This window comes from Salmonella sp. 32031103-2018-00083-FB-01-SM-01 (assembly GCF_017571995.1).
GTDB classification, from domain to species: Bacteria; Pseudomonadota; Gammaproteobacteria; order Enterobacterales; family Enterobacteriaceae; genus Salmonella; species Salmonella enterica.
Map to the genome: position 1 here is coordinate 81,840 of NZ_JAGEQL010000008.1, position 26,636 is coordinate 108,475.

Below are 26,636 nucleotides of genomic sequence, written 5' to 3' on the forward strand. Positions count from 1 at the left end.
ATGACCTGGCCGAATGTCAACGTCAGTCAGAAAAACCGCTTCAACGGCACAACGAACGACGTCGAGCGCGTCATCCTCTTTGTGGGTTACGGCGACACTAACATCGGGAAAACCCAGTCGCTGAATACCGGCAGCGATCTGGATAAAGCCCTGGGCGACAAAGACAGCCCGTTAAAAAATATGGTAGCCGCAGCGGCCAATAACGCCGGTCAGAACTGGTTTGCTTACGTGCATGTGCTGGCAGAGCCAGACAAGGGCGCCGAGGGCTACAAACCAGACGAAGACTGGATGAACGCGGTCAAACAGGCCCAGAGCGTGGCATCCGTGGAAGGGGTTGTCCTGGCATTTGATACCGCCGACGCAGCCACCATTAACCGCGCAACGGAAATGCGCGTCACCTTACAGGCCAGTTTTGGGCGTTTTATCTGGTTTGCTCTTGCTGTGGGCGGGCCGGAAAAGGACGAAGCATGGAGCGACTATGTGACGCGCCTGGCAACACTCCAGGACGGTATTGCATCACCTGGGGTGCAACTGGTCCCGCGTCTGTGGGGCAACGAACCCGGCGTCCTGGTCGGTCGCCTGTGTAACCGTTCGGTGACGGTGGCAGACAGCCCCGCCCGCGTTGCAACCGGCGCAGTCACCGCGCTGGGGCGCGATGGCCTGCCGGTGGACGGGACGGGCGCAGAAATTGATCTGGCCGTGTTGCAGTCTTTGCAGGCGAACCGCTACAGCGTGCCGATGTGGTATCACGATTATGACGGCATCTACTGGGCTGACGGTCGCACCCTGGACGTTGAAGGCGGTGATTATCAGGTGATTGAAAACGTGCGCGTGGTTGATAAAGCCTCCCGCCGTGTCCGTTTGCGTGCAATCCCTAAAATTGCCGATCGTTCGCTGAACAGCACACCGGGCAGCATCGCCGCGCATGAAACCTATTTCGGCAAGCCGCTGCGTGAAATGGCGATTTCAACCCAGATCAATGGCGTCGAATTTCCGGGCGAAGTGAAGCCGCCAAAGGACGGTGACATCACCATCACCTGGACCAGTAGCGAAGCGGTACAGATTTACCTTGTGGTTCGACCATATGAGAGCGCGAAAGAAATCAGCGTCAGCATCGAACTGGACACCTCACTGGAGAGCTAATCAATGACTGAACGTATCAGCGGCGGATCGTTCGATGTGAACTACGACAGCATCATGATTCACGTCGAAAACGCCACCGTCACCATTACGGACAACAGCGCGGTTGCGCAGTCGCGTGGCATCCCGAACGGGCACACGAAAGGATCCGTTTCGGCGGATGTGGAAGTCGAAGTCGATTCCCAGAACTTTAAAAAGTTTACCGCCGTGGCCCGCGCCGCAGGTTCCTGGCGAGCCATTCCGGCAAAGGACTTTTTGTTCTACGCCAACGCCGGGGACGACGAAGAAAAAATCGAGGTGTTTGGCTGCGTTCCGACGCTGTCCGACATCGTCAACATCAACCCCAACGAGGCCAGCAAAACCACGAAGAAAATTAAATTCATGGTGACAAGCCCGGACTTTGTCGCGATTGACGGCGTGCCGTACCTGTCAGCCCGCGACACTCGCGATTTGAAAGGCTGACACGATGATGAACGGAGAAACGTCACTACTTGAAAAGCTGTTGCTTATCGGGGCCGTGATTGGCCTGGGGCAACTGATGGTCAGCAATGAGCGAATCACAACCCGCCTGCTGGTCGGGCGGATGATTCTGGGATCTGCGGTCGCACCGCTGGCCGCAATCCCGCTGCTGAAATTCCCCGATATGCCGGAACTGGTCGTCATTGGGCTGGCCTGCGCCCTGGGCATTCTGGGAAGCGCGTTTATTGAGGCGGGGTTAAAGCGCTGCCTGGACATGTATATCAAGCGATGGGGGAACAAGCGCAATGAAACTGAGTGAAAAACAGCAACTTTTCACGGTGATGATCGCCAACCTGATTCATTTTGCCGAAGAAAAGGGCTATCGCCTGACGTTTGGCGAAGCGTACCGCACGCCAGAACAGGCCGCGCTTAACGCAAAAAAAGGGAGCGGCATTGCTAACAGCCTGCATACCCAGCGCCTGGCGGTGGATTTTAACCTGTTTGTTAATGGCGAGTACCAGACCAACAGCGCCGCCTATCGCCCCCTGGGCGAATACTGGGAATCTATCGGCGGATCGTGGGGGGGCCGTTTCAGTAAGCCGGACGGGAACCATTTCAGTCTTGAGCATAACGGGGTTCGCTGATGCGCAATTTGCTGGGTCTTTTGCTGATTCTGGTCGCTGCAATGTCAGCGGGCTGGCAGGCGCATGACTGGCACGACGCAAAGCTGAAACTCGCTGCCAGTGAAGCGGCAGAACAAACGCGCCAGATTGTTGTTGAGGTGACGCAACAGTCTGGTGAAGCGCTGGAAGCAAAACTCGCGGAGCTGAGGGCCAATGAAATTCACACGGAACGGGTTATCCGCACGGAAACCATTAAACCGGTTTTTAGCAATGTTTGTGCTTCTGATGATTACGTCCGGTTGTTCAACGAAAGTGCAGATCAAGCCGAACGAAAATTATCAGGAAAACCAGCTGACACTTTGCCCGGTCACGTTGCCACGTCTGGCCGGACCGACCGGAAATGACTTTGACGCGGCGCTGACAGCCTACCGGCAGATGTATACCGACTGCGCCGCCCGACATAACGCCCTGGTGGGCATCATTCGACAACGTAAGGAATTAGCACAATGAGTAAACCGAAAAAAATCGCCATGACCGTGGCGGGCGTAAATCTGAGCTTTGAGCCGAATAAAACCGCGTTTAACAACCTGCTTAACGAAATGACCATGACCAATAAGGTTGCCCCTATGGTGACGTATCTGGGCCGCATTGTTGATGCCGAGTGTAAAGAGGCGCTTAACAAGCTGATGGAAGATTATCCGGGTTGCGAAATGCAGATCGTCGAGAAGGTTAACGAGATTTACTCCCCAAAACTTGAGATCGAAGTAAAAAACTGACGGCGCGGGTGGCGGCCATTCGCACAAATGCCCTGGAGCAATACCTTGCCCTGCGCCGCTACTACCTCCCGCACGAAGCCGACGACGAAGAAAGCATCGCCCGCGCCCTGTGGCTGGACGAGTATTTCGCCCAGACCCGCGCCAGCAAGACGGCGGAAGGGATAGCCATCGCATTTAACGGAAACTGATATGAGCCACCTGGATTTTACCCTGAGCCTGATTGACAAGCTGACGCGGCCGTTAAAGACGGCCCAGTCTTCGCTGTCCGGCTTTGCTGAAAAATCGCAGGCGTCTTTTACAAAAATCGGGATCGGTGCGGCGGCTGTCTGGGGCGTGGCACAGTCCATCGCGGGCGTGGTGGGTCCGGCGTATGAGATGAACGCCGCACTTGCAGAAGTGGGTTCCAAAGGCGTGGCAGAGGATGCGCTGAAACGTCTGTCCGGCGAAGCCATGCGATTCAGTATGCGCTACGGCAAAGGGGCCGTTGATGTGGTCCGGTCAAGTTACGCGATGAAAGGCGCAATGGCGGGCCTGTCCGATATGGACCTGCCCCGCGTCACCATCGCGGCCAATACCCTGGCGGCAGGCGTCAAGGCCAGCGGCGAAGAGGCGGGCGAATACATCGGCGCAATGGCGTCACGTTTCAACGCGGAGTTGTCCAGTCTGGGCCATGTGCGTTTTGCCGAAGAACTGGCAGGAAAAACGGCGTACATGGTGCAAAACTTCGGCGTGAAAATGCAGACCATGCAGGAGCTTATCGAGGGGACGAAAAGCGCCGGTGCTGACTTTGGCGTCAGCCTGGATGAACAGTTCGCCGTCCTGGGTACGCTTTCGCGCACGCTGGGTACTGAGGCCAGCGGGATCTACGAGCAGTTTTTACGCAGCGCCCCGGCTGCCGCTGAAAAGCTGGGTATGAGCTTTGTCGATGCCACCGGCAAAATGCTGCCGATGGGTGACATTCTGCAAAAACTCCAGAGCAAATACGGGCAGAGCATTGAAGGGAACGTCAAGGCACAGCAGGCGCTGGACGCCGCGTTCGGTGGCGGTGCTGACGTTATCAAAAAGCTTTACGGCCAGCAGGATAAATTAAACCGCAGCATTACCGAGCTGGGCCGAAATGACGGGATGAAACGCGCCCAGGAAATGGCCGAACGAATGGCCGAGCCGTGGGAGCGTATCAAAGCGACATTCTTTGCCATTCGCGTGGCGATTGGTAACACGCTGATCCCTATCCTGTCGCCGCTGATGAACCGTATTGCCGACGTGGGGGCAAAATTTGCCCGCTGGCTTGATATGTTCCCGAATATTGCCCGCTGGCTGGGTTACATCACCCTGGGCGTGCTGTCCTTCGGGCTGGCCGGGGCGGCGGTCAATATCGTGATGGGGGTCTTTGGCTTCACCATGACGGGGCTGGCCGCAATCACTAAGGTGCTGGGCGGTGCATGGAAACTCCTGTTATGGACGCTCAACCTGTTGCGTCCGTCCCTGCTGACAACCCGCATTGGTCTGGCCGCATTGTGGATCCAGTCAAAATTACTGGCGCTGTGGACGGGTGTCTGCCGCATCGCGCTTGCTGCATGGAATATCGCGTTAAAGGCCGGGGCCATTGCCATGCGGGTTTACGGTGCGGCGACCATGTTTGCCGGGGCTGCAATGCAATTCCTGATGAGTCCGATCACCCTGATTATTGCCGGACTGGCGCTTCTGGCCGTGGGGGTCTGGTATGTCGTCACCCACTGGGAAGAACTGGCGGCAGCGATCATGGATACGGCGGCTTTTGCCTGGGTGATGTCCGTCGCTGAACAGGTGGGCCAGGTGTTTGCGCAGGTCTGGCAATCCATCACTGACGGCTGGGCCGTGGTGGTTGATTTCTTTGCTGGTCTTTCCCCGCTCGCCACCTTTGAAGGGTTCGCACAGACCATCGGCGGGGTATTCAGCAAACTTTTTGACGTCCTCAAAAATACCTTTGCGTCTACCTATAACTGGATTGTTGAGAAGTTAAACAAGATCCCCGGCGTCAATATCGACCTGAAAACCGTTTCGCCACCGGCAGCGGCTGCCGTTCCGGCAAACGCGGTCATTCCTGACAGTGCTGCAGGTTCGTCGAAGCTGAACAGCCCGTCCGTGCTGACGGGGAACCGAATTAATGCAGACATCCCACGCGGCGGCCTGATGAGTCAGGTTAAAACCGACAGCAAAACCGCCGTGGATAACCGTAAATCGTGGGGCGATACCTACATCAACGCCCCCAATGGAATCACCCCGGCCCAGCTGGCTGAATGGCAGGAGCTTAACGCAGGATGAGTACCGAACCGTTATACATCGACCTTTTGATCACTGACGGTGATTTCACGCTGGACAGCGGCAACGAGCCGCGCCGTTGCGATAACCGCGACAGCATCACCCAGGACATTATTCACAGCATTCTGGAAAGCGGTATCACCACCCGCCTGATCGGTGAACGCAGCCCGACAATGCGCGGTGACGTGCTGACGCAACTGTCCTTACTGGTGGAAAGCGACGAACGTCTGGTCCCCGGCACCATAGTGATCACCGAAGAAACCCTTTCGCGGTTGTATATCACGGCGGAAACCTACGATTTCGGCCCTGTCAGTACAGAGGTTAACTATGACTGAGAAACCCGACGTTGATTTTGAAAAGGTACTGAATGACAGCGGGATGCCCGCGACAGAGGCCGAAATTACGGCAGCGTTTAAAGCCACCGTGCAGGCGGAAGGGTTCGTCACAAATACGTCGAGAATGTCACCTTTCTGGCGGCTGATTTCGAAAATTGTCACCACGCCGGTGTTATGGCTGCGGGCGGCGCTGATCGATGTGGTTCTGCGCAATATGTTTGTCGCGACGGCCACCGGTCCCATGCTGCGCCTGCTGGCCTGGGCGGTCCATATTGTGCCTAAACCGGCCAGCGCTGCCGCTGGCGTGCTGCGATTCTACAAGCTGAACGCGGCGGATGTGGTCGTCGTGCCTGCCGGAACCCAGGTGCAAACCGAGCGTATTAACGGCGTGGTTTACGTGCTGGCGGTGAATGAAGACGTGACGCTGCCAGCCGGGGTTGAAAGCGGGCTGGTTCCCGTCACGGCGACCGGCACCGGCAGCGGCTATAACCTTGCGCCCGGCTATTACCGGATCTTACCCGTTGCGGTGGCTGGGATCGCCAGTGCGGTCAATGAGGACGAATGGCTGATTACGCCAGGGGCTAACGAGGAAAGCGACGACGAGCTGCGCGACCGCACCCGCAACCAGTTTAATCTGGTAGGCAATTACCATTCTGACGCTATCTACCGCAGCATGATTGCCAGCGTGCTGGGCCTGAGCGTTGATCGCATTTACTTTTTGCACGATGCCCCGCGTGGGCCGGGTACGGCAAATGCTTACCTGTTACTGGACAGCGGCGAAATATCACAGCCCTTTATTGATGCGGTTAACGACTATGTGAATACCCAGGGCCACCACGGACACGGTGATGATCTGCAGTGTTATGCCATGCCGGAAACCAGCCACACCCTGGCGGTTACGGTCTACGTCAAAAGCGTGGAAAACATGGAGGCGGAAGACCTGAGCGCGTTAAAAACCGGTATTACCGACCTGATTCGTTGCGCGTTTCGAGAGAACGCCAATTACGACGTTAAAAAGACGCAGCCCTATTCGCGCTATTCCTTTTCGAATCTGGGCCGCGAGATCCACAAGGCTTTTCCGGTTGTCGATTCACTGCATTTTTCACTGACGGATATTGTCAGCGAACTGTCAGTCCCGCGCCTGTCAGGGTTAACGGTGGAGATTGAAAATGACTGAGTTTTCAAAGTTGCTTGCCGGTCTGAAATTGCCGTCGTGGCTGAACAAAGGCGACCCCACCAGGCTGCTGCGGGCCTGCGTGAAGTTCTGGTCGCAGGTGTACGGGTGGATCACCTGGCCGTTAAAGCAGTTTGACCCGCTGGTCTGCCCAGAACCGCTGTTAAACCTGATTGCCTGGGAACGCGACATCGATCGGTTTAAGGGGGAACCGCTCGACATCTTTCGCAAACGGGTGAATTACGCATTTATCAATGCGCAGCAGGCTGGAGAGGTGGCGGGCTTTATTGCCATTTTTGAGCGACTGGGGATTGGTTACGTTGAATTACTGGAACGACAGGACGGACTCGACTGGGACGTGATCGTCGTTCGGGTGACAAACAGCCAGATTGCGGAAAATGGCGATCTCCTGCTGGAAATCATCCGCAAATACGGGCGCACATGCCGCCGTTACCAGTTTGAAGTGATCACCGCCCTGCCGCTGAATATCAATATTGGCTGGTATCAGGGGGAATATATTTGCTGGCCTGCCACCCTGGGTGATGTGAATAACCAGCCAGAAGCAACATACAGCGCAAGTTTGAAGTAGAGGAAAGACCTATGTCACAGGCTGTTATTACAAAAGCATTTACAGAGTGGAAAGCCCAGCAGGCAATTAATAATCAGCCCGTCACGCTGGATGAATTTATTTTCGCGTATATTCCGGGACTGGATGCTGATAAACCGATTGATAATACCGAGACAATGCCCGCAGCGGATAAAATTGTTGATCGCCTGCCGGTAAGTAAAACCGGCGTTGTGAATGAAAATTCTGTCGTTTATTCCGTCACGCTGGGGGCGGATGTGGGCGATTATAATTTCAACTGGATCGGGCTGGCAAATAAAGCCACCGGCACACTGGCGATGATTATTCACGCCCCGACTCAGCGCAAAATTAAAAATGCGAACGGCCAGCAGGGAAACGTGTTGGTTCGTTCCATGCTGATGGAATACAGCGGAGCCAGGGAAGCAACAGAAATTACCACCCCGGCAGAGACATGGCAGATTGATTTCACTGCCCGCCTTTCGGCAATGGATGAACGCCAGCGCCGCGAAAATATCGATCTGTATGGTGCCGCGGCATTCTTTGATTCGGGTTATCTGGTCGCAAAGTCCGGTAATCAGTTCTTTGTCACAAAAGGGGTGGGATACGTCGCCGGGTTACGCACTGAATTGCCCGCAGACCTGAACATCAACGCATCTGCGAAGCCGACAAAAGTCTGGCTTGATGTCAGCTGGACCGGGACGTTAACGAGCGAATGGGCAGTACAGAGCAAAATCATCGTTGCCGCAGATCTTGCCGATTATGTGCTGGGCGGTGTACAGCATTATGTCTTTGCGGTGGCGAGTATTGATGCTGCCGGAAATATCACAGACCTGCGCCCGAAAGGCACGCTTAACGACCAGGCGGCCAGCAATGCGCTGAGTGAGCATGAAAAATCGCGCAATCACCCTGATGCATCAACCGATGAAAAAGGATTTGTGCAGTTAAGCAGTGCAATAGACAGCGATTCCGAAAAGCTGGCCGCCACGCCAAAGGCAGTAAAAGCGGCTAATGACAACGCAGATAAGCGACTGGTTAAAGACCAGAACGGCGATGACATTCCGGACAAAAGTTTATTTGTGCGTAATATCGGAGCACTTCCTGCCAACGGTACGGCTGTTGCAGCGAACAGACTGGCATCACGCGGTGCGCTTCCGGCACTGACTGGTGCGACAAGAGGCAGCGATAGCGGCCTGATAATGGGCGAGGTTTACAACAATGGCTATCCAACACAATACGGGAATATTTTACGTCTGACCGGAACCGGTGACGGGGAGATATTGATCGGATGGAGCGGGGTTAATGGTGCTCCTGCGCCTGCATATATTCGCAGCCACAGAGATAACGCCGAGGCTGAGTGGTCCGAATGGGCAATGCTCTACACCACACTAAACCCGCCACCGGATTCGCATCCAGTAGGGGCGGCGATTGCATGGCCGTCTGATGCTACTCCAGCCGGTTACGCCCTGATGCAGGGGCAAGCATTTGATAAATCTGCTTACCCGTTACTGGCTATAGCGTATCCGTCCGGTGTCATCCCTGACATGCGAGGCTGGACAATCAAAGGTAAGCCCGCCAGCGGGCGGGCTGTACTGTCTCAGGAAATGGACGGTAACAAATCGCACAGCCACGGCGCGCGGGCGCTGGATACCGATCTGGGAACGAAAGGCACGTCGTCATTTGATTACGGTACGAAATCGACCAATACCACGGGCAACCATACTCACCAGTTCGGCGGTTATATCAATTCATACTGGGGAGATTCCAATCACACCTCATTTCAGCCTGGAGGTGGTGCGTGGACACAGGCCGCTGGCGACCATGCGCATACAGTTTATATCGGAGGACACGAGCACACGATGTATATAGGTCCACACGGACACGTCGTTATTGTGGACGCAGACGGTAATGCGGAAACCACAGTGAAGAATATCGCGTTTAACTATATTGTGAGGCTGGCATAATGACTTTTAAAATGAGCAGCAAAGCGCAGACAATTAAAATTTTCAATCTGCGTTCAGATACAAACGAATTTATTGGGGCAGGTGATGCATATATTCCGGCAAATACAGGATTGCCCGCGTACAGTACAGATATTGCACCGCCAGCAGCGAAGGATGGATTCGTCGCTGTATTTAATTCTGAGTCAGAAAAATGGTCACTTGTTGAAGACCATCGAGGGAAAGTTGTCTACAACATCAAAACGGGGGAAGCCATCACAATTAACCAGCTAGGCGCACTACCTGATGATGTTGTTTCCATTGCGCCCGAAGGCCATTTTGTGAAATGGGACGGGAAAAAATGGGTACACGACACGGAGGCGGAAAAAGTGGCGCAGGTTACTCAGGCGACGCAGCAAAAAGAAGGTCTTCTGACGCTGGCTGCATCAAAGATTGGACCGCTACAGGATGCTGTTGATTTGGGTATTGCGACAGATTCGGAAGCGGCGCTTTTGCTGGAGTGGAAAAAACACCGCGTTCTGATCAATCGTATTAATCCTGCCGATGCGCCAGATATTAACTGGCCGGAGGTTCTGGGCGATGTGGCGTGAATCGGTTGTAAAGATTGCTGACGATATGGTGGCGCTGGCCTGTTCCATTGTGCCAGCGCATCCCTGGGTTTACGGGCTGGGACAGAACACGGATTCAGGCGGTTATCTCAGTCCGGCCAATGCGATGGGATACCTTGCTAAAAAGCTGTTATTCGCTGGCGGTCGCGGTGATGTTATCGTCATGATGGTGGCGGAGAATACCCATGATGCTTTTATGCAGGGGCTGAATAAACTGTCCACCGTATTTCCGGCCCCCGCATTTACGCAGGTAAGCCGCATGGCAGCCGCCGCCGCAGAACTCAGCACGGTAAAAATGCAGTTGCCGGTTAAAGACGATGTATTGCCTGCCAGTGCGCCGTTATCAGTCTCAACCAACCGGCTGGCGCTGAATGCCCAGCGTGTTGCCGCCGCGCAGCTGGCCGCCGCAGTCAGTACCACCACAACAGATCTAAAAAATCAGATTACGGGATTTATTCAGGAACGGGCCGGTTTGCTGTCCTCACTCAGCCAGGGACTGGAAGACTTGAAAGCCGCCAGTGCGAATATTTTTTCATTCAGTTACAGCGGGAGTTATGCCGTTGCTGCCACTGAATTGTTGAAAGGCATCCCGCAAACAACGGCAGTGCATACCGCCGCGATGATGTTTATCGGGGATTCGTTATCTGACTTAGGGAAGATGCTACATGAGCCAGACCGCATTACTCGCGCTTGATGGTGAAGGGATCGCCATGCAGAACATGCTGGTTTCACCTTCCATGCAGTTTCAGGAAAAGGACCAGTCGGGCCAGACATCGAGCACGGCCAATGCTGAACAGGGTATCAAGGCCAAAGAGTTGCGTGTGTCGGGTCTGGTGACATTCGACGACGAAGCCGTTTTACAGCGGCTTTTCCAGTTGGCATCCGCAACCGAAGCCAGCGGAGCACTGAAAAAGTACCGCGTCGCCAATGCGACGGCAACGGCTATTAATCTTCGTGAAGCCACGTTCACCGGTCAGATTGATGCCGTACCGCAGGAGGATCGTCTTGCCTGGCAGGTAAGTTTCACCCTGCGTGAAAAAGGCAGCGTCCCGGAAAAACGACAGGCCAGAAAAGGTAACGCGACGGCCAGCACGAAGCAAACGGGGTCAAAGGGCGCGGGTTCGGCTGCCGGTGCTGATGAGCCAGCCGACAAAATGAGCTGGTTTGAAGAAAAGGTCTTAAAGCCGGTCAACGATGCGCTGGGGTAATTAAACGATGAAACCAATTAAACGCCTGTACCTTTCCACTGATCCGGTCCATCTGATTGACTGCAATATCGTGCTGGAGCTGAACGCGTGCGGTCGGGGGTTTATTACTGCGGGGACAGAGACAGATTACACTGGCAAAATGGTGCGTATCGATGTTGGCTATGATGGTCTGGTCCTGCGCTGGTTTACCGGGTATGTCGAACGGTCACAGCCTGCTGATAATGGAACATGCCGGTTGTTCGTGCGTGAGCTTGTCGGCATCTTTGATAAATTGTGGCCGTGTTCTTTCCAGCATCCAACGCTTCGCCAGATTACTGACTGGATAAGTGAGCAAAGCGGGCTGACCGTCACAACGCCGGTCGGCGCTGCTTATGCAGATAAACCGATCCCCCACTTTACGCATAGCGGCACGGGCTATCAGCTTCTTGCCAGTCTGGGCCGCGCATTTACAGTGACGGATTATCTTTGGTATCAGCTGCCGGACGGGGATGTCTTCGTCGGCGCTGCGGAGCATAGTCTTTTTGCGGGTAAACCAGTAGAGATCCCGCACGAATTTAGCCAGGCATCGGCAGGCGGCAATTCAATGGTTGTGCCGATGATTCAGAGCCTGCGCCCTGGTGCTGAGGTGAACGGCCAGCGGTTGAACCAGGTCCGGCTAAATAACGACGATATGGCAATCACCTGGCAGCCCCGCAACAAAGCCAACGGCCAGCCGTTGCAAAAATCACCGATTCAGCGGCAGATTGAAAACGCATTCCCGGAGCTGGCAAGCGGCCTGCATCTTCCAAAGTTCGCCAGGGTGGAAGCACCAAGCGAGGATGTTTCACGGGGAAATATTGCCGATCCATTCCGCCCGCGCTATGCCGTGGATCTCCAGCTGCTTGACGAAGACGGCAAGCCCGCCGCAAATACGCCGGTTTATTCTGCCGTTCCACTACCTGTGCCAATGGCGGGCAGTGAGTCGGGAATGTTTCAGTTTCCGCCCCCTGGCACGCTGGTTGAAGTAGGATTCGCGGAGGGGCGGCAGGATAAGCCATTTGTGCGCCAGATTATGGCGGAGGGTCATAACCTGCCAGCAGTTAAACCCGGCGAGCAGTTGCAGCAACAGCGCGATGGTGTATCTCAGCGCGTGACGGTTGCCGGAGACTGGGAACGCCAGACAGACCAGACAATCCGCGAAAACTCCATGATTCGCGAAGTCACCACCGACGAAGAGATCCGCAAAGTGGTTGTCCGTGAAACTACGGTCCAGGCAACGGATAAAACAACCGTGCTTGGCACGGCCACACTTCTGGCCGGGGCGGTCGTTCATATCAGCGAGGGGGATTACAGCGTCGGCACATCCGGCAACCTGACAGTAACCTGCAGCAAGGACAATTCCGTCAGTGTTGGCCGGAACGTGAAACGGGACGTCGCGGGCAATGTTACAGACGACGTTAAAGGGAATGTCACGTCAAACGTCAGTGGCGCACTGACTGAAAAAATCAGCGGCATCCGCCGAAGCGTGGCCCAGGCGCAACAGCTGATTGCCCCGGTGGTAAAACTGGGAAGCGAAGAGATTAACGTCCTGACACTACTCACCGACACCTTGGACGTGGTGAGGGAACTGGCAGAGACTGCCGCGTCACATACTCACCCCAATACGGGGGCCAGCGGGCAGGCTGCGCAGTTCAGCGCAACGGCCACTAAAACCGACAAATTGAAAAGCAAATACGGTCCCCTGATAGCCTGACAAAAAGCGGCATAACCGCACACCTAACCAGACACCACAGAACGCGCCACAGCAGGCGCAAATATTAAAGGCCGCCACCGTGCGGCCTTTCTTTCGTTCGTTCAACAGCGGCCCACAGCGTAAGCGACAGCAGGCAGACGGAAGCGGATCCAGGACGGAAACGGCGCTACACCGCACCCGCCTGCGCTATTTGGATCTAAAAAATTTTGCAAAAGAAATTTTGAGCAAAGCACCCCGCCAGCCTGCGCCACTGCTGGGCTTTTGCATCCTGCGGGCGTTTGCACGCTGCGCAAATATTTGCAGCTCTTTGCAAAAGTCGCCGCGCCGCCAGGCGCTAACCGACTGGATAACATGATGTTTTTAAAAGGATCGTTTTAGTTTCCGTGACGATCAAAATGATTCGGGTGCATCCGGTGATTTTTTGGCGCGGATATGTCAAAGCCTTACGAGGCGCGGGATGGAGGTTGATTGCTTCAATTCATGGTCTTGCAAAACATGGCGCAGCAGAATGAAAAAAAGATCTAATGCGGAATGAAAAAAACCCCGCAAAAAAGCAGGGGTTTTTGGGTGCGTTTGATAGACGCGGTCCTCGATGTGTGGACGCTTTGTGGACACTGAAAGAAACAAATCCTTATGTTTCTAATGATTACAGGGAAAATGAAATCACCATCCCTGTCTTCCCCCACATGATGTGGGGGTTTTTTTTATCTCCAGTTTGTCATTCTGTTATTAGCTTACTGTTTTAAACCATCCGTTATACTACCGGCAGAAGATAGCGGGAGTATTTATGAATCAAACCTATGGACGGCTGGTTAGCCGGGCGGCTATCGCGGCAACAGCGATGGCATCAGTGTTACTTTTGATCAAAATTTTTGCGTGGTGGTATACGGGATCGGTGAGTATTCTGGCGGCGTTGGTGGACTCGCTGGTGGATATTGCCGCGTCATTGACGAATTTGTTGGTCGTGCGTTATTCGCTGCAACCCGCAGATGATGAACATACGTTTGGTCACGGTAAAGCGGAGTCGCTGGCGGCACTGGCGCAAAGTATGTTTATTTCCGGTTCGGCGTTGTTTCTGTTTTTGACCAGTATCCAGAATCTGATTAAGCCGACGCCAATGAACGACCCCGGCGTGGGGATTGGCGTTACCGTCATCGCTCTGATATGCACTATTATACTGGTCACGTTTCAGCGCTGGGTGGTACGCAAGACCCAAAGTCAGGCGGTACGGGCGGATATGCTTCATTATCAGTCTGATGTTATGATGAACGGAGCGATTCTTATCGCGCTTGGATTATCCTGGTACGGTTGGCATCGTGCGGATGCTCTGTTTGCGTTAGGTATCGGCATCTATATTTTGTATAGCGCGTTGCGTATGGGGTATGAGGCGGTGCAGTCATTATTGGATCGCGCGCTGCCCGATACGGAACGACAGGAAATTATTGATATCGTGACGTCATGGCCGGGAGTCAGCGGCGCGCACGATCTCCGCACGCGGCAGTCAGGGCCGACCCGCTTTATTCAGATTCATTTGGAAATGGAAGATAATCTGCCGCTCGTTCAGGCGCATTTAGTGGCTGAACAGGTAGAGCAGGCGATTTTGCGGCGTTTTCCGGGTTCAGATGTCATTATTCATCAGGATCCCTGTTCAGTCGTCCCCACGGAAGGCAAGAAGTTTGAGCTTGTATAATTGATTGTTAAAAAGTGAGCCAGGCCAGCATTTTGTGTATAAATTACCGCCATTTGGCCTGACCTGAATCAATTCAGCAGGAAGGGATTGTTATACTATCTGTATATTCGTTGGATCGTTTCGAAGTGCGAAATCGGCTTCCGGCAATAGATTTCATTTTGCATTCCAAAGTTCAGAGGTAGTCATGATTAAGAAAATCGGTGTGTTGACAAGCGGCGGTGATGCGCCGGGCATGAACGCGGCAATCCGCGGTGTTGTGCGCGCAGCGTTGACGGAAGGGCTGGAAGTCATGGGCATTTATGACGGCTATCTGGGCCTGTATGAAGATCGTATGGTTCAGCTTGACCGTTACAGCGTATCTGACATGATCAACCGTGGCGGTACTTTCCTCGGTTCCGCCCGTTTCCCGGAATTCCGTGACGAAAATATTCGCGCTGTCGCGATCGAAAACCTGAAAAAACGCGGTATCGATGCGCTGGTAGTTATTGGCGGCGACGGTTCTTATATGGGTGCAAAACGTCTGACTGAAATGGGCTTCCCGTGCATCGGTCTGCCAGGCACTATCGATAACGACATCAAAGGCACCGACTACACTATCGGCTACTTCACTGCTCTCGGCACTGTAGTGGAAGCGATTGACCGTCTGCGTGACACCTCCTCTTCTCACCAGCGTATCTCTATCGTTGAGGTGATGGGCCGTTATTGCGGCGACCTGACGTTGGCGGCGGCTATTGCTGGCGGCTGTGAGTTTATCGTGGTGCCGGAAGTTGAATTTAATCGCGAAGATCTGGTGGCGGAAATCAAAGCCGGGATCGCGAAAGGGAAAAAACACGCTATCGTCGCTATTACTGAGCATATGTGCGATGTTGACGAACTGGCGCACTTTATTGAAAAAGAAACGGGCCGTGAAACGCGTGCGACGGTGCTCGGCCACATTCAGCGCGGTGGTTCCCCGGTACCTTACGATCGCATTCTGGCTTCCCGTATGGGCGCGTATGCTATTGACCTGCTGCTGGAAGGCCATGGCGGTCGTTGTGTCGGTATCCAGAACGAGCAGCTTGTTCATCATGACATCATCGATGCGATTGAAAACATGAAGCGTCCGTTCAAAAGCGACTGGATGGAGTGCGCGAAAAAACTGTACTGATTGTTTTTGCGCGCCTGATGGCGCTACGCTTATCAGGCCTACAGGTTGCAGAAACGTGTAGGCCGGATTAGGCGCTAGCCGCCATCCGGCAATCCCTCAGATTTATTCCTCGAAGTTATAGCCAATCTTTTTTTATTCTTTAATGTTTGGATCTCTTTCTGGCACGCTTTGCTCATCACAACACAACATAAGCGAGTCGGGCGATGAAAAAGTGGGGCGTGGGGTTCACATTATTGCTGGCGTCAACCAGCATTCTGGCAAAGGATATTCAGCTACTTAACGTATCGTATGATCCAACGCGTGAGCTGTACGAGCAGTACAACAAAGCGTTTAGCGCGCACTGGAAGCAGGAAACCGGCGACAACGTCGTGATCCGTCAATCGCACGGCGGTTCGGGTAAACAGGCGACTTCCGTTATTAACGGCATTGAAGCCGATGTCGTGACGCTGGCGCTGGCTTACGATGTGGACGCTATTGCGGAACGTGGTCGTATCGATAAAAACTGGATTAAGCGTCTGCCGGATAACTCAGCACCTTACACCTCCACCATCGTTTTCCTGGTCCGTAAAGGCAATCCAAAACAAATTCATGACTGGAACGATCTGATTAAACCGGGTGTGTCGGTGATTACGCCAAACCCGAAAAGCTCCGGCGGCGCACGCTGGAACTATCTGGCAGCATGGGGCTACGCCCTGCACCACAACAATAACGATCAGGCCAAAGCGCAGGACTTTGTCAAAGCCCTGTTTAAAAACGTTGAAGTGCTGGACTCCGGTGCGCGTGGCTCAACCAATACTTTCGTTGAACGCGGTATCGGTGATGTGCTGATCGCCTGGGAAAACGAAGCGCTACTGGCGACGAATGAACTGGGTAAAGATAAATTCGAGATAGTGACCCCGAGTGAATCTATTCTCGCAGAGCCGACCGTTTCCGTGGTCGACAAAGTGGTGGAAAAGAAAGACACCAAAGCGGTAGCGGAAGCGTATCTCAAGTATCTCTACTCGCCGGAAGGGCAGGAGATAGCAGCGAAAAACTTCTACCGTCCGCGCGATGCTGACGTGGTGAAAAAATACGACGATGCGTTTCCGAAGCTGAAGCTTTTCACCATTGACGAGGTGTTTGGCGGCTGGGCGAAGGCGCAAAAAGATCACTTCGCTAATGGTGGTACGTTCGACCAAATCAGCAAACGCTAAACCGTTTATAAACCCGGTAACGTATTATGTTACCGGGTTTTTTCTTTGCCACAATTTTGCGTTACTCTTCCCCGTCTATGGGTCACAGGGAACGCATAACATGAAAAAAACAGGTTACTTTTTACTGGCGGTGATAGTGATTGTTGCCGCGGCGGGCGTCGGTTACTGGAAATTTTCCGGCAATCCTGATGCATTACGGGAAATCGTGCTTGAACAATGCCTGCCCGATCAGTTACAGCATCAAAATCCAGCGCCTTGCGCGGAAGTCAAACCTCGCGCCGGCTATGTCGTCTTTAAAGATCGTCACGGTCCGTTGCAATATTTATTGATGCCCACCTACCGTATCAACGGTACAGAAAGCCCGCTATTGCTGGAACCCGCTACGCCCAACTTTTTCTGGCTGGCCTGGCAGGCTCGCGGCTATATGAGTAAAAAATACGGGCATGATATTCCGGATAGCGCAGTCTCGCTGGCGATTAATTCGCGGCTTGGTCGTTCACAGGACCATTTGCATATCCATATTTCTTGCATCCGTCCTGACGTTCGGGAACAACTGGATAACGATCTCACGCGCATCAGCACTCGCTGGCTTCCGCTACCGGGCGACCTGATGGGGCATGAATACCTGGCGCGCCGGGTAACCGAGAGCGAACTGGCGCAGCGTAGTCCGTTTATGATGTTGGCGGAAGAGGTGCCGGAAGCGCGCGATCATATGGGACGCTATGGGCTGGCGGTGGTACGCCAAAGCGATGGCTCTTTTGTCCTGCTGGCGACCGAGCGTAATTTACTGACCTTCAACCGCGCATCGGCGGAAGAGATTCAGGACCATAGTTGCGCCATTTTGTCTTCCCGCTGATTTTCGTTCCACCCCCTGCTCATTATCTTATTGATTCTTATCCCGGTTTAAAACTGGGGTAAGATCGTGTCTATAAAAATATGTGAAACCGATCAAAAGATATAAAGGTATACCTTTATATCTTTTTGTGGTTAGTTACACTCTCTTCATAGCCTCCATAGATTGTCTGGTGGATGGCTTATATAAAAACGTTTTTATTTCATGTAGTGACATCATTAATTGTTCACCAGATTTGCGCTGTTAAGCGTAAAGGAATATCAACATGAAACTTTCTATCGTGGAAAAAATCGGCTTCGGCGCGGGAGATATGGCGATAAACGTTGTGATTATCGCCATGCAGCTGCTCCTCGCCTATTTCTATACCGATATCTACGGCCTGAGCGCCGCTGATGTTGGCGTACTGTTTGTGGTTGTGCGGATGATTGATGCCATTATCGATCCGGCCATGGGGGTTCTGACCGATAAACTGAACACGCGCTGGGGGCGTTACCGCCCGTGGCTGCTGTGGTTTGCCATTCCTTTTGGCTTCGCCGTTTATTTGATGTTTATTACGCCTGATATGGCTTATATGGCCAAACTGGCATGGGCCTATGGCACCTATATTCTTATGACCCTGGTCTATACCGCGATCACCATTCCCTATATTTCGATGATTGGCGTGATTACCAGCGACCCCGTCGAACGGTTAAGCGCCAACGGTTATCGTTTTGTGATGACCAAGATTGCCGCTTTCCTGGTGACTATCGTCGTACCGATGCTTGCCGTCTGGCTGGGGCAGGGCAACAAGGCGCTGGGCTATCAGTTTTCGATGGGGCTGATGGGGGCGATGGGCGCCCTGCTGTTTATCTTCTGTTTTCTTACCACGCGTGAACGCAGCGAGCCGGAAATTACCTCGCTATCGGTGGGGAAACAGTTTAAATATCTGTTACGTAACGATCAGTGGATTATTCTCGGCGTTGTTATTCTGCTGCTGATGTGCGGTTATGTTATTCGCGGTTCCGTTGCCGCTTATTACGCTAAGTATTATCTGAACGGCGGAGATAGCCTGATTTCACCCTTCCTGACTACCGGCGTCATCGCTTCAATTTTAGCGATGATCGCCACCACCTGGATAACCAAGTTCTGGGACAAAATTAAGATGTTCCGCTACACCCAGATTATTACCTTTATCCTGAGCGCGCTGATGTATTTCTCCGTCGGGCGTGAAAATCTTGTCCTGGCGTTTGCGTTTTATTTTCTTATTAATTTCTTCTGCGATATGCAAATGCCGGTGTTCTGGTCCTCTATCGCCGAAGCGGTGGATTACGGCGAAAAGAAAACCGGTCTGCGCGTTTCCGGGTTGGCGTTTGGCGGCATCCTCTTCTTCCAGAAGTTTGGGATGGGGATCGCGGGCGGGATACTTGGATTCCTGCTGAGCCACTTTGGCTATCAGGCCGATGTTGAACAGAGCGCACGTTCGCTCACCGGTATTGCGCTGATGATGACGCTCATTCCGGCTCTGTTCCACCTTGCGGTTGGACTGCTGATGAAAAAGTATCTGATTAACAACGAATATTATCGTGATATTCAGCTCGCCCTGGCGCAGAAACAGGCATAAGGAGGCGCAAATGAAGGCCATGAATAAGGTTTGGGTTATCGGCGATGCCTCCGTTGACCTGGTACCGGAAAAGCAGAACAGCTATCTGAAATGTCCCGGCGGAGCGTCGGCGAACGTGGGGGTATGCGTTGCCAGGCTGGGCGGAGAGTGCGGTTTTATTGGCTGTCTTGGCGACGATGACGCCGGTCGCTTCCTGCGCCAGGTTTTCCAGGATAACGGCGTGGATGTCTCTTCGCTGCGGCTGGATGCTGACCTGACCAGCGCGGTGCTGATCGTCAACCTGACTGCTGATGGGGAGCGCAGCTTTACCTATCTGGTGCATCCGGGGGCTGATACCTACGTTTCGCCGCAGGACCTGCCGCCGTTCAGGCAGTACGAATGGTTTTACTTCAGTTCAATTGGCCTCACCGACAGTCCCGCTCGCGAAGCATGTCTGGAAGGGGCGAGACGCATGCGAGAAGCCGGTGGCTACGTGTTATTCGACGTCAACTTACGCAGCAAGATGTGGCGCAATACCGATGAAATCCCTGAACTGATCGCCCGGTCCGCCGGGCTGGCTTCTATCTGCAAAGTCTCGGCAGATGAGCTGTGCCAGCTCAGCGGGGCCAGTCACTGGCAGGATGCGCGTTATTACCTGCGCGATCTAGGCTGTGACACCACGATCATTTCGCTGGGGGCCGATGGCGCGCTGTTGATTACCGCCGAGGGGGAATTCCATTTCCCCGCACCGCGCGTCGATGTCGTCGATACCACCGGGGCAGGTGATGCTTTTGTCGGCGGCCTGCTGTTCACCCTTTCCCGCGCAAATTGCTGGAACCATGCCCTGCTGGCGGAGGCCATCAGCAATGCCAACGCCTGCGGCGCCATGGCGGTAACGGCAAAGGGCGCAATGACCGCTTTACCGTTTCCCGACCAGCTAAACACTTTTCTGTCCAGCCATTCGCTGGCGCAAGCCATGACCGTGAAATAAGGAGTCATCATGCACGTTGATCAAAACAAAATACTGGGATGCCTGGTGGGTGCCGCCGCCGCGGACGCGATGGGAGCCGCGACGGAAGTACGCACCCAGCAGCAAATAAAAGACTATTTTGGCGGCTGGGTGACGACCTTTCAAAAACCGCCTGCGGACACGTTTGGCCGCTGCAACGAAGCAGGGATGTGCACGGATGATTTTATTCAGGCGAAGTACATTATGGACGCGCTGCTGCGCCATCAACGCCAGGTCAGCGACGAGGCGATGCGCGAGGCTTTTCAGCAGTGGCTGGATTACCCGTACTACGCCAACTTTACCGGCCCGACGACGCGTGCGGCAATGAAGGCAATATTCAATGATAACCGTGCCTCTTTACAGGGTGAGCTGGAAGGCGAGAAACAGTCGGTACAGATTATTAATAAGGGTAACGCGGAGGCAACGAACGGCGCCGCCATGAAGATTTGGCCAGCGGCGGTGCTGCATCCGGGTGATATTGACGCGGCGATTGACTGCGCGCTGCAGATTTGCCGCTTTACCCATAATAACGTGCTGGCGATGTCCGGCGCAGCGGCGATGGCGGCGGCAACCAGCGAGGCGTTAAGAGCGCAGACCAACGCAGACAGCATTATTGCCGCCGGTATTTACGGTGCGCAAAGAGGCTATCTGCTGGCGCAGGAGCAAGGTGCGATGATGGTGGCAGGTCCTTCCGTTGCCCGACGCATTGAGCTGGCCGTAGATATCGGTAAACGTCATCGCCATTGGGAAACGGCGGTGGTGGAACTTGCTGATATTATTGGCTCCGGGCTGCACGTGAGTGAAGCGGTGCCAGCGGCCTTTGGCCTGTTCGCGTGTTGTCCGAATTCTGCCGTAGATGCTATTATCTCCGGCGTTAATATCGGCAATGATACTGATACTGTCGCCACCATGGTCGGGGCGATTTCCGGCGCATTCCATGGCGTGGAGGCTTTTCCCGCCGATTATTTAACGACTTTGGATCGTATGAATCATTTCGATTTGGCAGAACTGGCCAGGCAAATCGCAGGGTAGCGAATTCACCCTGCCGGGGACGGTAAAACGTCCCCTGCTGGCGAAGACGTGAGGTGCGCAGCTTGCAGGTTGATAAAACGAGCTTTACTCCGCTTTATAAGCAACTATTTTTTATCATCTGTCAGCAGATCCAAAATGGATCCCTGCCTTTAGGTAGTCAACTGCCGACGCAAAAAGAGATCGCCAGAGCCTACAACGTCTCGCTGATTGTGGTTAAACAGGCCTGGAGCGAATTAATCAATGCGGGCATTATTTCGTCGCAGCGCGGGAGTGGTTCGGTGGTGTGCTCGGTGCCGGAAGGCGTGAGCTACGGGCACACGTTTCGCGGTATTACCCGCGATCTCCAGGACGCCAGCGTGGCGATTGAGAACCGTATTCTGGAAATCGCGCCGCGCCGCGCGCGCGACGCTCAGGCAGACGGCTTGAGCCTGCCCGCACAGCATCACTATCTCTATATTTCGCGTATTCGTTGCCTGAATAACCGTCCATTTAACCATGAGAAAATTTATCTCGATCTTAGCTTCTTTCCCGATCTGCAACTCACACCGCAGGCGCTGGAGCATACGTCGCTTTATTCGTTATTAAACGTCACAAGCGACTCGGCGATAGAAAAAGTTGAGGCGATTTTACCTTCCGCTGACCTGTGCGAAAAATTGCAAATCGCCGCCAATAAACCGCTGTTATCTGTCGCCAGACAGACGTTTCAGGCCGGGAAGGACAGCCCTTTTGAGTATTGCCGCTATTACGTGCTGTCTGAATACTTTGGTGAAATTCATTATCACTGATCTGTCCGCTTAATCCTGCGATAACCTCACTATATCTGGCGTTTACCTGCCTGACTGTCCGTCGTATTCTTGCTGAAAAAATCGACAGGAGACAGGTATGTCGCTCTGGTTGTCCCATCCTCTTTTCCTCCCTTCCATCATCGTTGGCGTTACTATCCTTCTGTGGGCGACTTCGCTACTGCCGGAGTTTATGACCGCACTGCTATTTTTTGCTGTGGCGATGATCGCCAAAATCGCGCCGCCGGAGGTTATCTTCGGCGGCTTTGCTTCATCGGCCTTCTGGCTGGTGTTCAGCGGCTTTGTGCTGGGGATCGCGATTCGCAAAACCGGGCTGGCGGACAGGGCGGCGCGGGTGCTTTCGTCGCGGCTCACCGACTCATGGCCGCTGATGGTTGGCAGCGTGGTGCTGCTCAGCTATGCCCTGGCCTTTGTTATGCCTTCAAATATGGGGCGCATTGCGCTGCTGATGCCGATTGTGGCGGCCATGGCGAAACGCGCGGGGATTGAGGATGGCACACGCGGTTGGTATGGGCTGGCGCTGGCGGTGGGATTCGGTACTTTCCAGCTGTCGGCCACCATTTTGCCTGCTAACGTCCCGAATCTGGTGATGAGCGGCGCGGCGGAAGGTTCATACGGCATCCATCTGAATTATGTACCTTATTTACTTCTGCATACGCCGGTGCTCGGTTGGCTAAAAGGGGCGGTACTGATTGCGCTGATATGCTGGCTGTTTCCCGGTAAACCGCATCCGCCGCGCGACATGACGCCGCTGCCGCCGATGAGCCATGATGAGAAGCGCCTGGCATGGCTGCTGGCGGTGGTGTTGACGCTCTGGGTGACTGAAAGCTAGCACGGCGTGGGGCCAGCCTGGACGGGGCTGGCGGCGGCGGTGATAACGCTTCTGCCGCGCGTTGGTTTTATCAACGGCGACGAGTTTTCCAGCGGCGTGAATATCCGTACCTGTATTTACGTCGCCGGGATTCTGGGGCTGGCGATCACCGTCACTCACACGGGTATTGGCAGCGTCGTGGGAAATGCGCTGCTGCATATTATGCCGCTGGATAAAGAGAGTCCGTTTACCAGCTTCCTCGCGCTGACCGGAATTACCAGCGCGCTGAACTTTATTATGACCGCTAATGGCGTACCGGCGCTGTATACCACCTTCGCGCAGAGCTTTTCCGACGCTACCGGTTTTCCACTATTGAGCGCGATCATGATTCAAGTACTGGGGTATTCCACGCCGCTGCTGCCGTATCAGGCGTCACCGATTGTGGTGGCGATGGGACTAGGGAAAGTTCCTGCGCGGGCGGGAATGCTGTTATGTATCGCGCTAGCGGTGGTGAGCTATTTGATTCTGCTGCCGCTGGACTACCTGTGGTATCAGGCGTTGGGGAAACTGTAGCCTGTTCCGCTTGGGGATTTTCCCGGAGGCGGTGCTACGCTCCTGTCCGGGCTACCAGGCGATAACCCCGGTTGCGAAGCGCGACCGGGGAAAGACCCGCTAAAGCGAATTACGCTTTTTTAGCAGCTTCTGCTGCTTTCACGATCACCGCGAAAGCGTCAGCTTTCAGGGATGCACCGCCAACCAGTGCGCCGTCGATGTCCGGCTGCGCGAACAGTTCGGCTGCGTTGGAGGCATTAACAGAACCGCCGTACTGGATAATGACCTGTTCAGCGATTTTCGCGTCAGCTTTAGCAATGTGGTCACGGATGAATTTGTGCACTGCCTGCGCCTGCGCAGGAGTTGCAGATTTGCCGGTACCGATCGCCCATACGGGTTCGTAAGCGATAACCGCGCCTTCAAAGGCTGCCGCGCCCTGCGTTTTCAGTACCGCGTCGATCTGGCGTGCGCACACTTCTTCTGTTTTGCCCGCTTCGTTTTCCGCTTCGGTTTCACCGATGCACAGTACCGGCGTCAGACCTTGTTCTTTCAGTACGGCGAATTTTTTGGCGATCAGCTCGTCAGATTCTTTGTGATAAGTACGACGCTCGGAGTGGCCGATAATAATGTACTGCGCGCCGATATCCTTCAGCATTTCAGCCGAAGTTTCACCGGTGAATGCGCCAGACAGATTCAGATCAACGTTCTGCGCGCCCAGCATGATGTGGCTGCCGGCAGCAGCGCGTTTCGCCAGATCGATATACATTTCCGGCGGAGCGATTGCCACGTCGCAGCCTGCTACGCCCGTCAGTTCTTTACGCAGGTTAGCCACCAGTTCGTTTACCATGTGGCGGCTGCCGTTCAGTTTCCAGTTACCCATCACTAAAGGATGTCGCATTTCATTTCTCCACGCTTAGTCAGCGAATTAAGGAAGATGGCCGCTCGTCAGAGCAGCATGGTCTGTGAAACAGTATAGAGATTCATCCCCGGAAAGGCTTTGCTTTTTGTCATCAATTCGCCCCTTCCAGATTTTCAGATAACGCCAGCTTAATCGGTTCAACCGCGAAGGTCAGCCCCTTTTCGCCGTTATCTGCGACAACATAACGTACCGCGCCTTCGGTCTCGGCGTAATAGTGTTTACCTTTACCGGCGATAAGCATCTTTTGCAGTTTTTTCTGGCTTTGCTCTTTTGTCAGCAACGGGGCGACAGTACGAATAATGGCGGCCATATATTCCAGCGCTTTCGCTTTCGCCGCTTTCTGTTCCGGCCCCTGAATGGGCAGCCAGGTAATCTGCATACTTTTCACTTTGAGCGTACCGCGCTCCAACGCCGTGGAGGCATACAGATTTTCGTTAATCTTACTGGCGGCGCGGGTCAGATTCGCCTTATCGCGGCTATTCTCAATGGCGCGAAATTCATTGAGCGGCAGATCGGGATTCTGGCGGTTAAAGTTCTCACGAAACTGGCTAATAGAAAGATCAAAGGTTGGCGAGCCCGCCAGCAGATAGGGCGCTGTCGTGGTCGATGAAGAGAGCTGCGCGTGCGCCGTTATGCTGGCGGTGAGAGCAGAAAACAACAGTAGAAACAGAGTACATCCTGGCTTCATCAATCTTACCTTTCGTTAGGACTGCTCACGATTAAAACGATAACTGTCGGGCTTGTCAAAAGGGTAAACTGTAGCGGAAGGCAAAATATAAGGAACTTACATGACCATACAGCAATGGTTATTCTCATTTAAAGGGCGTATCGGACGCCGTGATTTCTGGATTTGGATCGGCCTCTGGTTTGCCGGGATGCTGGCGCTATTTTCGCTGGCGGGGAAAAATCTGCTTGATATCCAAACGGCGGCATTTTGCCTGGTGTGCCTGCTGTGGCCGACCGCCGCCGTCATGGTCAAACGTCTGCATGACCGGGGGCGATCCGGCGCGTGGGCGTTGCTAATGATTCTGGCGTGGATGCTGCTGGCCGGAAACTGGGTGATGCTGCCGGGGATGTGGCAGTGGGTCGTCGGGCGATTTATTCCGACGCTGATCCTGGTGATGATGCTTATCGATCTGGGCGCGTTTGTCGGTGTTCAGGGGGAAAATAAGTTTGGGAAAGCGACACAGGACGTGAAGTTTAAAGCAGAACCGTAAACGGGCGGTAAACCGTAATTTGCCCGGTGGCGCTGACGCTTACCGGGCCTACAGATTGGTGATGATTTGCAGGCCGGATAAGCCCTAGCCGCCATTCGGTAAAACATCACCAGTAATGTTCAGCCGTCATCTGCCCCGGTCGGCGGCGCAGATGTTTAGTCATCTGTCGGGTCTCTTTCAGCAGTTGCTGCGTATCGCGCACCATCTGCGGGTTACCGCACAGCATGACGTGGCTGCTCTCTTTATCCATCGGCAACCCAACGGCTTTTTCCAGCTCGCCGTTTTCAATGAGCGCTGGCACGCGTCCGGTAAGCGAGCCTGGCACGCTCTCCCGGCTGACCACCGTTTGGATGCGCAGCTTGCCTTCATAACGCTGTTGCAATTCCAGCATTAGCGGCAGATAGCTTAAATCGGCGGCGAAGCGTGCGGCGTGGACTAAGACCAGATTTTTAAAGCGCGCGACATCCTGGCCATATTGCAGAATAGACAAATACGGGCCAATAGCGGTTCCGGTCGCCAGCATCCATAGCGTCTCGCAGTCAGGCACTTCATCCAGTACAAAGAAACCCGACGCGTCGCTGACCACTTGTACCTCATCGCCAGGTTTTAGCGCCGCCAGCCGTGGGCTGAGCTTTCCTTGCGGAACCGTCACCAGATAAAACTCTAAATTCGGATTGTCAGGCGCATTCACATAGGAATACGCGCGCTGAACGCGCTCGCCATCGATCTCCAGTCCGAGTTTGGTAAATTGGCCTGCAGTAAAAGGATTAATGGGGGCGTGAACGGTCAGGCTGAACAGTGCGTTAGTCCAGTTTTGCACCTTAGTGACTTTACCTGTTACCCAATCGGCCATGGTTTTCTCCTGTTCTGAATCGCTAACCTTATCTTCGTTCGTCAGGAGAAAGATTTCCAGCCCCGCGAGGCTGGAAGG

Annotated in this window: 28 protein-coding genes and 1 pseudogene; 26 read left to right on the top strand and 3 right to left on the bottom strand. The window is 54.0% G+C overall.

Annotation, left to right across the window (positions count from 1 at the left end):
• The 25 genes and pseudogenes from J4614_RS19970 to J4614_RS20090 all read left to right on the top strand — a co-directional run bounded on the left by J4614_RS19970 (window position 1) and on the right by J4614_RS20090 (window position 23,590).
• Complete coding sequence (locus J4614_RS19970) at window positions 1-1,143, top strand: DUF2586 domain-containing protein (protein ID WP_023198664.1); 1,143 nt, start codon at window positions 1-3, stop codon at window positions 1,141-1,143.
• A gap of 3 nt (window positions 1,144-1,146) precedes the next feature.
• A complete protein-coding gene (locus J4614_RS19975; RefSeq protein WP_000140062.1) occupies window positions 1,147-1,602 on the top strand; it encodes a phage protein in 456 nt (151 codons plus the stop codon).
• 4 nt (window positions 1,603-1,606) lie between these two features.
• Complete coding sequence (locus J4614_RS19980) at window positions 1,607-1,918, top strand: phage holin (protein WP_023198663.1); 312 nt, start codon at window positions 1,607-1,609, stop codon at window positions 1,916-1,918.
• Entirely contained in the window at window positions 1,905-2,243 is a 339-nt protein-coding gene (locus tag J4614_RS19985; protein ID WP_023198662.1) for a M15 family metallopeptidase, read from the top strand. Before J4614_RS19980 ends, J4614_RS19985 begins: the two co-directional genes overlap by 14 nt.
• Entirely contained in the window at window positions 2,243-2,626 is a 384-nt protein-coding gene (locus tag J4614_RS19990; RefSeq protein WP_023198661.1) for a hypothetical protein, read from the top strand. Before J4614_RS19985 ends, J4614_RS19990 begins: the two co-directional genes overlap by 1 nt.
• A 102-nt stretch (window positions 2,627-2,728) precedes the next feature.
• The gene (locus J4614_RS19995) at window positions 2,729-2,998 is read left to right on the top strand and encodes a putative phage tail assembly chaperone (RefSeq protein ID WP_000042652.1); all 270 of its coding nucleotides are present in this window, start codon (window positions 2,729-2,731) and stop codon (window positions 2,996-2,998) included.
• Window positions 2,999-3,006: 8 nt separating this feature from the next.
• On the top strand, window positions 3,007-3,186 hold the full coding sequence (locus J4614_RS20000) for a hypothetical protein (RefSeq protein WP_023198660.1): 180 nt from the start codon (window positions 3,007-3,009) through the stop codon (window positions 3,184-3,186).
• A 1-nt stretch (window position 3,187) separates the two neighbouring features.
• The gene (locus tag J4614_RS20005) at window positions 3,188-5,302 is read left to right on the top strand and encodes a phage tail tape measure protein (protein ID WP_023198659.1); all 2,115 of its coding nucleotides are present in this window, start codon (window positions 3,188-3,190) and stop codon (window positions 5,300-5,302) included.
• Window positions 5,299-5,634: a DUF2590 family protein gene (locus J4614_RS20010; protein WP_000102748.1), complete on the top strand. Its 336-nt coding sequence runs from the start codon at window positions 5,299-5,301 to the stop codon at window positions 5,632-5,634. The genes J4614_RS20005 and J4614_RS20010 overlap by 4 nt, the downstream gene beginning before the upstream one ends.
• Complete coding sequence (locus J4614_RS20015; RefSeq protein ID WP_023198658.1) at window positions 5,627-6,811, top strand: baseplate J/gp47 family protein; 1,185 nt, start codon at window positions 5,627-5,629, stop codon at window positions 6,809-6,811. Before J4614_RS20010 ends, J4614_RS20015 begins: the two co-directional genes overlap by 8 nt.
• A complete protein-coding gene (locus J4614_RS20020) occupies window positions 6,804-7,397 on the top strand; it encodes a phage tail protein (protein WP_000134369.1) in 594 nt (197 codons plus the stop codon). The genes J4614_RS20015 and J4614_RS20020 overlap by 8 nt, the downstream gene beginning before the upstream one ends.
• 11 nt (window positions 7,398-7,408) lie before the next feature.
• Window positions 7,409-9,355 carry a phage tail protein gene (locus tag J4614_RS20025; protein WP_023198657.1) on the top strand — a complete coding sequence of 649 codons (1,947 nt, stop codon included), beginning with the start codon at window positions 7,409-7,411 and terminating at the stop codon, window positions 9,353-9,355.
• Complete coding sequence (locus J4614_RS20030) at window positions 9,355-9,942, top strand: tail fiber assembly protein (protein ID WP_023198656.1); 588 nt, start codon at window positions 9,355-9,357, stop codon at window positions 9,940-9,942. The genes J4614_RS20025 and J4614_RS20030 overlap by 1 nt, the downstream gene beginning before the upstream one ends.
• On the top strand, window positions 9,932-10,654 hold the full coding sequence (locus J4614_RS20035; protein ID WP_023198655.1) for a hypothetical protein: 723 nt from the start codon (window positions 9,932-9,934) through the stop codon (window positions 10,652-10,654). Before J4614_RS20030 ends, J4614_RS20035 begins: the two co-directional genes overlap by 11 nt.
• On the top strand, window positions 10,626-11,168 hold the full coding sequence (locus J4614_RS20040; protein ID WP_000083770.1) for a hypothetical protein: 543 nt from the start codon (window positions 10,626-10,628) through the stop codon (window positions 11,166-11,168). Before J4614_RS20035 ends, J4614_RS20040 begins: the two co-directional genes overlap by 29 nt.
• A 7-nt stretch (window positions 11,169-11,175) precedes the next feature.
• A complete protein-coding gene (locus J4614_RS20045; RefSeq protein ID WP_000802618.1) occupies window positions 11,176-12,900 on the top strand; it encodes a hypothetical protein in 1,725 nt (574 codons plus the stop codon).
• Window positions 12,901-13,687: 787 nt separating this feature from the next.
• Complete coding sequence (gene fieF, locus J4614_RS20050; RefSeq protein ID WP_001077326.1) at window positions 13,688-14,590, top strand: CDF family cation-efflux transporter FieF; 903 nt, start codon at window positions 13,688-13,690, stop codon at window positions 14,588-14,590.
• A gap of 184 nt (window positions 14,591-14,774) precedes the next feature.
• Window positions 14,775-15,737 carry a 6-phosphofructokinase gene (gene pfkA, locus J4614_RS20055; protein WP_000591793.1) on the top strand — a complete coding sequence of 321 codons (963 nt, stop codon included), beginning with the start codon at window positions 14,775-14,777 and terminating at the stop codon, window positions 15,735-15,737.
• Between the two features lie 203 nt (window positions 15,738-15,940).
• A complete protein-coding gene (locus tag J4614_RS20060) occupies window positions 15,941-16,930 on the top strand; it encodes a sulfate ABC transporter substrate-binding protein (protein ID WP_000758713.1) in 990 nt (329 codons plus the stop codon).
• A gap of 100 nt (window positions 16,931-17,030) precedes the next feature.
• On the top strand, window positions 17,031-17,786 hold the full coding sequence (locus tag J4614_RS20065; RefSeq protein ID WP_000750757.1) for a CDP-diacylglycerol diphosphatase: 756 nt from the start codon (window positions 17,031-17,033) through the stop codon (window positions 17,784-17,786).
• Window positions 17,787-18,048: 262 nt separating this feature from the next.
• A complete protein-coding gene (locus J4614_RS20070) occupies window positions 18,049-19,383 on the top strand; it encodes an MFS transporter (RefSeq protein WP_000777309.1) in 1,335 nt (444 codons plus the stop codon).
• Window positions 19,384-19,393: 10 nt separating this feature from the next.
• A complete protein-coding gene (locus tag J4614_RS20075) occupies window positions 19,394-20,353 on the top strand; it encodes an aminoimidazole riboside kinase (protein WP_000646494.1) in 960 nt (319 codons plus the stop codon).
• A gap of 9 nt (window positions 20,354-20,362) precedes the next feature.
• Window positions 20,363-21,403: an ADP-ribosylglycohydrolase family protein gene (locus J4614_RS20080; protein WP_000557882.1), complete on the top strand. Its 1,041-nt coding sequence runs from the start codon at window positions 20,363-20,365 to the stop codon at window positions 21,401-21,403.
• A 62-nt stretch (window positions 21,404-21,465) separates the two neighbouring features.
• Window positions 21,466-22,188 (top strand): GntR family transcriptional regulator, encoded by a 723-nt coding sequence (locus J4614_RS20085; protein ID WP_001535809.1) that lies wholly within the window; start codon window positions 21,466-21,468, stop codon window positions 22,186-22,188.
• 97 nt (window positions 22,189-22,285) lie between these two features.
• Window positions 22,286-23,590, top strand: a pseudogene (locus J4614_RS20090) (SLC13 family permease).
• A 109-nt stretch (window positions 23,591-23,699) separates the two neighbouring features.
• Here the strand turns inward: J4614_RS20090 and tpiA are convergent.
• On the bottom strand, window positions 23,700-24,467 hold the full coding sequence (tpiA, locus tag J4614_RS20095; RefSeq protein ID WP_017441865.1) for a triose-phosphate isomerase: 768 nt from the start codon (window positions 24,465-24,467) through the stop codon (window positions 23,700-23,702).
• Window positions 24,468-24,579: 112 nt separating this feature from the next.
• Window positions 24,580-25,176, bottom strand: a complete 597-nt coding sequence (locus J4614_RS20100; protein WP_000802241.1) for a YiiQ family protein — start codon at window positions 25,174-25,176, stop codon at window positions 24,580-24,582.
• 100 nt (window positions 25,177-25,276) lie between these two features.
• Between J4614_RS20100 and J4614_RS20105 the strand changes: the two genes are divergently transcribed.
• Window positions 25,277-25,705 carry a DUF805 domain-containing protein gene (locus J4614_RS20105; protein WP_000155237.1) on the top strand — a complete coding sequence of 143 codons (429 nt, stop codon included), beginning with the start codon at window positions 25,277-25,279 and terminating at the stop codon, window positions 25,703-25,705.
• Between the two features lie 106 nt (window positions 25,706-25,811).
• Here the strand turns inward: J4614_RS20105 and fpr are convergent, their stop codons facing one another.
• On the bottom strand, window positions 25,812-26,558 hold the full coding sequence (gene fpr, locus J4614_RS20110; protein WP_208293297.1) for a ferredoxin--NADP(+) reductase: 747 nt from the start codon (window positions 26,556-26,558) through the stop codon (window positions 25,812-25,814).
• Window positions 26,559-26,636 lie beyond the last annotated feature (78 nt).

Excerpts from the sequence above, each read along its gene's own strand:
- J4614_RS20025 (WP_023198657.1), top strand. The coding sequence starts at position 7,409 with ATGTCACAGGCTGTTATTACAAAAGCATTTACAGAGTGGAAAGCCCAG.
- fieF (WP_001077326.1), top strand. The coding sequence starts at position 13,688 with ATGAATCAAACCTATGGACGGCTGGTTAGCCGGGCGGCTATCGCGGCA.
- J4614_RS20015 (WP_023198658.1), top strand. The coding sequence starts at position 5,627 with ATGACTGAGAAACCCGACGTTGATTTTGAAAAGGTACTGAATGACAGC.
- J4614_RS19990 (WP_023198661.1), top strand. The coding sequence starts at position 2,243 with ATGCGCAATTTGCTGGGTCTTTTGCTGATTCTGGTCGCTGCAATGTCA.
- J4614_RS19980 (WP_023198663.1), top strand. The coding sequence starts at position 1,607 with ATGATGAACGGAGAAACGTCACTACTTGAAAAGCTGTTGCTTATCGGG.
- J4614_RS19970 (WP_023198664.1), top strand. The coding sequence starts at position 1 with ATGACCTGGCCGAATGTCAACGTCAGTCAGAAAAACCGCTTCAACGGC.
- J4614_RS20005 (WP_023198659.1), top strand. The coding sequence starts at position 3,188 with ATGAGCCACCTGGATTTTACCCTGAGCCTGATTGACAAGCTGACGCGG.
- J4614_RS20010 (WP_000102748.1), top strand. The coding sequence starts at position 5,299 with ATGAGTACCGAACCGTTATACATCGACCTTTTGATCACTGACGGTGAT.
- J4614_RS20035 (WP_023198655.1), top strand. The coding sequence starts at position 9,932 with ATGTGGCGTGAATCGGTTGTAAAGATTGCTGACGATATGGTGGCGCTG.
- J4614_RS20030 (WP_023198656.1), top strand. The coding sequence starts at position 9,355 with ATGACTTTTAAAATGAGCAGCAAAGCGCAGACAATTAAAATTTTCAAT.
- J4614_RS20080 (WP_000557882.1), top strand. The coding sequence starts at position 20,363 with ATGCACGTTGATCAAAACAAAATACTGGGATGCCTGGTGGGTGCCGCC.
- J4614_RS20070 (WP_000777309.1), top strand. The coding sequence starts at position 18,049 with ATGAAACTTTCTATCGTGGAAAAAATCGGCTTCGGCGCGGGAGATATG.
- fpr (WP_208293297.1), bottom strand. The coding sequence starts at position 26,558 with ATGGCCGATTGGGTAACAGGTAAAGTCACTAAGGTGCAAAACTGGACT.
- J4614_RS20100 (WP_000802241.1), bottom strand. The coding sequence starts at position 25,176 with ATGAAGCCAGGATGTACTCTGTTTCTACTGTTGTTTTCTGCTCTCACC.
- J4614_RS20065 (WP_000750757.1), top strand. The coding sequence starts at position 17,031 with ATGAAAAAAACAGGTTACTTTTTACTGGCGGTGATAGTGATTGTTGCC.
- J4614_RS19985 (WP_023198662.1), top strand. The coding sequence starts at position 1,905 with ATGAAACTGAGTGAAAAACAGCAACTTTTCACGGTGATGATCGCCAAC.
- J4614_RS20040 (WP_000083770.1), top strand. The coding sequence starts at position 10,626 with ATGAGCCAGACCGCATTACTCGCGCTTGATGGTGAAGGGATCGCCATG.
- J4614_RS19975 (WP_000140062.1), top strand. The coding sequence starts at position 1,147 with ATGACTGAACGTATCAGCGGCGGATCGTTCGATGTGAACTACGACAGC.
- J4614_RS20075 (WP_000646494.1), top strand. The coding sequence starts at position 19,394 with ATGAAGGCCATGAATAAGGTTTGGGTTATCGGCGATGCCTCCGTTGAC.
- J4614_RS20060 (WP_000758713.1), top strand. The coding sequence starts at position 15,941 with ATGAAAAAGTGGGGCGTGGGGTTCACATTATTGCTGGCGTCAACCAGC.
- tpiA (WP_017441865.1), bottom strand. The coding sequence starts at position 24,467 with ATGCGACATCCTTTAGTGATGGGTAACTGGAAACTGAACGGCAGCCGC.
- pfkA (WP_000591793.1), top strand. The coding sequence starts at position 14,775 with ATGATTAAGAAAATCGGTGTGTTGACAAGCGGCGGTGATGCGCCGGGC.
- J4614_RS20020 (WP_000134369.1), top strand. The coding sequence starts at position 6,804 with ATGACTGAGTTTTCAAAGTTGCTTGCCGGTCTGAAATTGCCGTCGTGG.
- J4614_RS20105 (WP_000155237.1), top strand. The coding sequence starts at position 25,277 with ATGACCATACAGCAATGGTTATTCTCATTTAAAGGGCGTATCGGACGC.
- J4614_RS20045 (WP_000802618.1), top strand. The coding sequence starts at position 11,176 with ATGAAACCAATTAAACGCCTGTACCTTTCCACTGATCCGGTCCATCTG.
- J4614_RS19995 (WP_000042652.1), top strand. The coding sequence starts at position 2,729 with ATGAGTAAACCGAAAAAAATCGCCATGACCGTGGCGGGCGTAAATCTG.